This is a genomic window from Salinivibrio sp. IB282, assembly GCF_001995685.1.
GTDB classification, from domain to species: domain Bacteria; phylum Pseudomonadota; class Gammaproteobacteria; order Enterobacterales; family Vibrionaceae; genus Salinivibrio; species Salinivibrio kushneri.
In genome coordinates this window covers 1-5,806 of sequence record NZ_MUET01000106.1, presented here as the reverse complement: position 1 = coordinate 5,806, position 5,806 = coordinate 1, and the positions used below count along the sequence as shown (strand labels likewise).

Annotated in this window: 3 protein-coding genes and 1 pseudogene; 3 read left to right on the top strand and 1 reads right to left on the bottom strand. The window is 48.7% G+C overall.

The annotated features are described in order from the left end of the window. The first annotated feature begins 335 nt into the window (after positions 1-335). The 3 genes from BZG14_RS14485 to BZG14_RS14475 all read left to right on the top strand — a co-directional run bounded on the left by BZG14_RS14485 (position 336) and on the right by BZG14_RS14475 (position 5,649). Entirely contained in the window at positions 336-1,454 is a 1,119-nt protein-coding gene (locus tag BZG14_RS14485; protein WP_108743573.1) for an LPS O-antigen chain length determinant protein WzzB, read from the top strand. 232 nt (positions 1,455-1,686) lie between these two features. Continuing rightward, the gene (locus BZG14_RS14480) at positions 1,687-2,853 is read left to right on the top strand and encodes a nucleotide sugar dehydrogenase (protein ID WP_077609061.1); all 1,167 of its coding nucleotides are present in this window, start codon (positions 1,687-1,689) and stop codon (positions 2,851-2,853) included. Between the two features lie 372 nt (positions 2,854-3,225). Next, positions 3,226-5,649: a T6SS effector antibacterial DNase gene (locus BZG14_RS14475; protein WP_077609060.1), complete on the top strand. Its 2,424-nt coding sequence runs from the start codon at positions 3,226-3,228 to the stop codon at positions 5,647-5,649. On the opposite strand, the pseudogene BZG14_RS15785 reads toward BZG14_RS14475, so the two are convergent. Further along, positions 5,618-5,806: pseudogene (locus BZG14_RS15785) on the bottom strand (IS3 family transposase); the annotation flags it as partial. The gene BZG14_RS14475 and the pseudogene BZG14_RS15785 sit on opposite strands and share 32 nt — an antisense overlap.

Sequence of the window (5,806 nt, the reverse complement as noted above, 5' to 3'; positions counted from 1 at the left end):
AATGAGGTTAGAGTATTTATGAGTAATATTTTATTCATAAAGAAAAGTGACATGACGGTGACGATTTTCATAGACAGCCACATGGCGGTTGGCTCCTATAATTGGCTCAGTTGCTACCCGACACGACAGACAACCCCATACTTGCGTGATCAAAGATTGAGCAAGCACTCATTACAATAGCGCGACCGGCAGCAAAGTAGGCGAAAATAAGGTCTGAGACTTTTTTAAAAGCTTGGCACGCGCTATGATACGCGCCTTATTGTTGGCTGCCCAAGTGCCTTGATCTTGGTGGGCAGAAAAATTCGATACAAACATATACACGACAGGAATGCATCGTGAGCGATAAACAGCAACCCGCACAGCCTCAGTATGTGGCGCCTCCATATTTTCAACAGCCCCACGATGATGAAATTGACCTCAGAGAGCTCTTTGCGGCCTTGTGGCAGGGTAAGTTCACCATTATTGCTTGCACTGTGGTTTTTGCGTTAGCGGCGGTCGCTTATGCGCTCATGGCACAAGAGTGGTGGTCGAGCAAAGCAGAAGTTACCATACCTAATGTCACTAACGTGGCAGCGTTCCAGCAGCAGGTAAACCAATATCAGCCTATTTTTTCTTATGAAGGTGAAAATGGCCGCAGCCAAAACGAGCAATTGACTGCCTTAAGTGATCGCGAACAGATATTCACACGGTTTATCAATCTGTTTAATGCCACCGAAAGCAAATTGGCGTTTTTTGCGCAAAACGAAGAATTCCAGCGTATCAAAGCGAGTTTCGATGCTGAAGATGCAACGATGGAAGAGAATGATCTTGCTGGACGTCGCTTTTATCAAGACTGGTTAGAGCGGTTTAACATAGAGAGAGACAAACAAACGGAAACGGTTGTTTTATCAGCGCAATCTATAACGCCTAACAGCAGCTATACGTTACTGACGGCCTATATTGAATTTGTTAATCAAAAACTAAACGCGCAACTTAACCAAGACTTAGCTGCCGTAGTCCGAATTGAAACACAATCTTTACAGCAGCAGAAAAAGAGTTTAAATGCTCAGGCACAAACAGCGCTTAAACAAGAAACTGAACGCACCCAGCACGCACTTACCATTGCCAAAGCGGCGAATGTGAATGCCCCCTTACAATCACTGGGCGAACAAGATCTCTTCCCCATCCAAATGGGTGCCAGCGCGATCGAGGCGAAGCTTAATGTATTAAAAAGCCTCAAGGATCCAAGTGTGCTTGAGCCACAGCTAAGTCCACTGATGGCTAAGTTAGATACCCTGAATACGATAGAGCGCAGTGATGTGCAAGTACAACCCTATAGTATATTGGAAAACCCAGCGTCGCCCCTTAACCGAGACAAACCTAAGCGCTCGCTGATTGCAGTATTGGGTACATTACTCGGCGGCATGCTCGGCGTTGCCATTGTATTAGTCCGCTTCGCCTTCAAGCGAGATTAAGTTGGGCAAGTAAAGCAGGGCCTAGGGGCTTAGTATTCCTTAATTGGTATTCAGGAATTGGAATACCGACTACGGAGTATGGAAAGAGACGAGACGCTTCGCTTCTAGAAGCTAGAGACTAGAAAGAGCTCAGAGCGGGCCCTAGGATGTTTTCTAGCCTCTAGCCTCTAGCCTCTAGCCTCTAGCCTTCCCACGTGATACCATTTTTCCAGACATTACTTAAGGAAAACCAATGAAAATTGCAGTTGCTGGAACAGGTTACGTCGGCCTGTCGAACGCCATGCTACTGGCGCAACACAATGAAGTGGTCGCACTCGACATTGTGGAAGAAAAGGTTAACTTGCTTAACAACCAACAATCACCGATTGTCGATGCCGAAATAGAGCAATTCCTCGCCGAAAAACCACTGAACTTTATCGCTACCCTCGATAAAGAGCAGGCCTACCAAGGCGCTGACTTTGTGGTGATTGCCACCCCCACCGACTACGATCCCGAAACCAACAACTTTAATACCAGCTCGGTCGAGGCGGTGATTAAAGATGTGATGGCGATTAACCCCGATGCGGTGATGGTAATTAAATCGACGGTACCAGTGGGCTATACCGAGCATATTAAGCAACAAATGGGCTGCGAAAATATCCTCTTCTCACCCGAGTTCTTGCGCGAAGGCAAAGCCCTTTACGACAACTTATATCCATCACGAATCATCGTCGGTGAGCAATCCGAGCGCGCCCGCCAGTTCGCCACGCTGTTGCAACAAGGCGCAGTCAAATCGGGTATCTCGGTCTTGTTTACCCACTCGACCGAAGCCGAAGCAGTGAAACTTTTCTCCAACACCTACTTGGCGATGCGGGTCGCGTATTTTAACGAGCTGGACAGCTACGCCGAATCCCACGGTTTAGACGCGCGCCAGATCATTGAAGGGGTAGGGCTAGACCCACGCATTGGCGATCACTACAACAACCCTTCGTTTGGCTACGGCGGTTACTGCCTGCCAAAAGACACCCGTCAACTATTGGCCAATTACCAAGACGTGCCCAATAACATCATTCAAGCCATCGTTGATGCCAACTCCACCCGCAAAGACTTTATTGCCAACGCCATTATCAACCGCGAACCCAAAGTGGTAGGTATACATCGCCTGGTGATGAAATCGGGCTCAGACAACTTCCGCGCCTCAGCCATCCAAGGGATCATGAAACGGATTAAAGCCAAAGGCATTGACGTGGTGGTATACGAGCCGGTGCTTGAAGAAGACACTTTCTTTAACTCTGAAGTTATCAAAGACTTGGACACCTTCAAACAACGCGCTGACGTGATCGTCGCCAACCGCATGGTCGACGAGATCCGTGATGTAGAAAGCAAAGTCTACACCCGCGATTTGTTCGGGGCGGATTGAGGGAAGAGTGAGGGCCTAGGATCCTAGGCCCATTGGCGACGATGACACAAGGCGTTAATATTTAACGTCGATGATTCCATTGGCGTAGGTGACACAAGCCCCAGCACGATGATGGGTATGTGCACATTGTCAACGGGCGCCTGTCACGCGGGGTCAATATTTGGCTCCGATGTCGGATGGCACCACGGCTATCCGCGCGCGTGATCCCTTCTGTTATCCGTTCTTGCACGCACTTCACAGTTTAGCCAGTGCTAACCTAACGATGACAACAAACCTATCCAAAAACCTGGTCTGTTCAGTAGAATACACCGCCATGATTCTTGGCTGGCGGACAATGCGGTGGGATATAAACTCGTTAGGCTGACCGAACTCATGGCGTATGAGTTTGGGCAAGTAGAGGGCGATATTGAGGCGCTTAATGAGCGAGACCTTGGTAATGTGATGCCCGATGGAGTGAGTTTTTCACAATTTAAAGAAAAGCTTGATAGCGGTGAATTTGCCCTGTTGACTGATACCCCAATGCGGCCCGCGATGGTGCATGATAATACGAATAAGCTCTGGTCCCTCTCGCCAGACACTGAAACGACCCTCTCACCACAAGCCCGCTCAGCACTTATGGCCAGAGCCAATCAATCTGGAGCGGCCGCGGGCGGTGGCAGTGGATCTGGCGGAGGTAGTCGTCCACAGGCAACAACAGAAAATATTGAAGACACTTATGTGCCTGAGCCGGTAAAACCTGACCGCTCGAATGAGCCGCCACCACTTAAATACGAATACTGTTTTGAGATTGCTAGCTCGGATAAGGTATTTAGCAAAACGGTGGGGTGTAAGTTTCAATTAGCCAAAACACAGCAAGAAGGCGTGAAGGATGATTGGCAAACCGCGCGCACTGAGCATGGCACTAAGTACACCACTTATACCGCATTCAACGAGCCCAAAAAGCTTATCGCTAAAATTGCATCGGCTTCAATGGGCATCAGCGTGCCCGAGCCCGTGCAGGTCAAGCCGATTGGCTCAGGTATCATCCAAGAAGCCTTTATTCCTGTGACACCTTCTGTTCAACTCGGCGAGCGACTGGGCCTACCCACCGAAGGTTATTACTACCATTTTTACCAAAAGCGCTTAGTGCAGGAGTACAAGCTGCTAGGTGATGGCAAATGGCAGTTTTACGCCACGCGCTCTAAACATGACAGACTCAACCAGGCGCAAGGTTTTAATCGTTATCAAAGCGCCATTTTGGTGTACTGGAAGATTGGCGGCAAAGAAGTCGAAGACCAGCATCTTGTCTATCTCAAAGCACCGCTCACGCGTGATTTGCTTGATAACCTAGACGACGAATGGCTGGAAGAAAACGGCATTAAACTGTCTATCAATGAATTACTCGCCGCGCCGAAGCAAGCTATCGCCAAACGAGATGAACCTTCATCTGAAAAAGAGACCGATAAGCGTGATGAGTCAAAACAGCCGACAACCCACACGGTTAAAACTGATCCGGCTACCCGCCAACGTGAATCATGGCCCGCCATTGCCGAACAGTATGGCTTATCCGCCAAGCAGCTATTGGATTTGAATCCGCAATATGACGCCGATCCGATGTCGTTGAAGGCAGGAGATACGCTGACTGTTAAACAAGTAGAGGCACAGCAAGTATCTTCAGAGGTCGCAACAGAGTTGCCGCCATTATCGCCTTGCACATACAGTTGCGCGCCGAATACGCACTATGAGCATTCTGACGCTTTTATAGCGAGCACACCCTTTAAGGCAATTAATAAAGACAGACTGCTCGAAAAAGAATTGCCAGTTGCAAATCTAACCACGATCACTACTGTAGCTAAAGCGACTGACTACGGAAAAGCAGCAATACTCACGCTGCCTGCCAGTGGAGCGGCGACTAATCTCGGTGTCATCAGCACCAATACGGCCAAGACCGTGGGATCATGGTCGCTTTCCGGCGAGGCATTAGCCGGATTTGGGCGTATGGGAGGCTTTCTAATCGCGGCACTGTGGCCGTCTCAGCTAGGGGACGGCACGCTCGACGGACACTCCGAACTGAGTGGTGTTGATGCTATAACGATGCGTGTGCGTTTCAATATGTACACCGATGAAAATGGCAAACAGCAAGTCGTTGGTATTAAAACGGGTGAAGGCAGTCCATATGGAGAGCGCGTGACAAAGCGTGAGGCTCGCCAAAGTGGTCAGAATTTTGTTGCGGAACTGGATGATGGTATCACCATCACATGGACTCCAGATGGCTCGACAGACGTTCTAACACCCGATACGGTATTACCTGAGAATCATCAGCTAGATGTGCATAATATCTGGGTCCGGCCGATAGAAGAGCACGAGCAGGAGCTTGGGACGCCATTATATCCCGAGGAAGATCTTGCTGAGTACTTAGTGACATTCCCTGCTGATGCTGGTTTGCCGCCGCTTTACTTGGTTTTCCGCAAAACGGCGCGTGATGAATCAGGCGTAGTGACAGGGAACGGAGAAGATATCACCGGAAGGTGGCTGGAGAAAGCGAGCGAAGATTTAGGGGCACCTATCCCGTCTCAGATTGCGGATAAACTCAGAGGAAAAGAGTTTAGTAGCTTTGATGCTTTCCGAAAAGCTTTTTGGACTGAGGTCGCTAGTGAAGAGCAACTACTAAGCCAGTTTAGCAAGCAAAACCAAGCTCGAATGAAATTAGGCAAGGCTCCTAAAACCAGAAGTAGAGATAAAGTAGGAAAGCGGAACTCATTTGAATTACATCATGTTGTAGTGGTCAAGAAAAACTGGCCACCGGTTTATAGTTAATCCAGTATTTTTCCTCTGCCAGGTTCGGACTCATACCGCTATTATGCTGATGTGGCCTAAGTTGGCTGTAATACCCGATTAAATATTTCAGTATATGCGCTTGAGCCTGCGAAAATGAACGGTAACCATAAGTCGGTACCCATTCTGTCTTCAAACT

Bases quoted from the DNA above. Each gene is read 5' to 3' on its own strand.
- BZG14_RS14480 (WP_077609061.1), top strand. From the start codon at position 1,687: ATGAAAATTGCAGTTGCTGGAACAGGTTACGTCGGCCTGTCGAACGCC.
- BZG14_RS14475 (WP_077609060.1), top strand. From the start codon at position 3,226: ATGGCGTATGAGTTTGGGCAAGTAGAGGGCGATATTGAGGCGCTTAAT.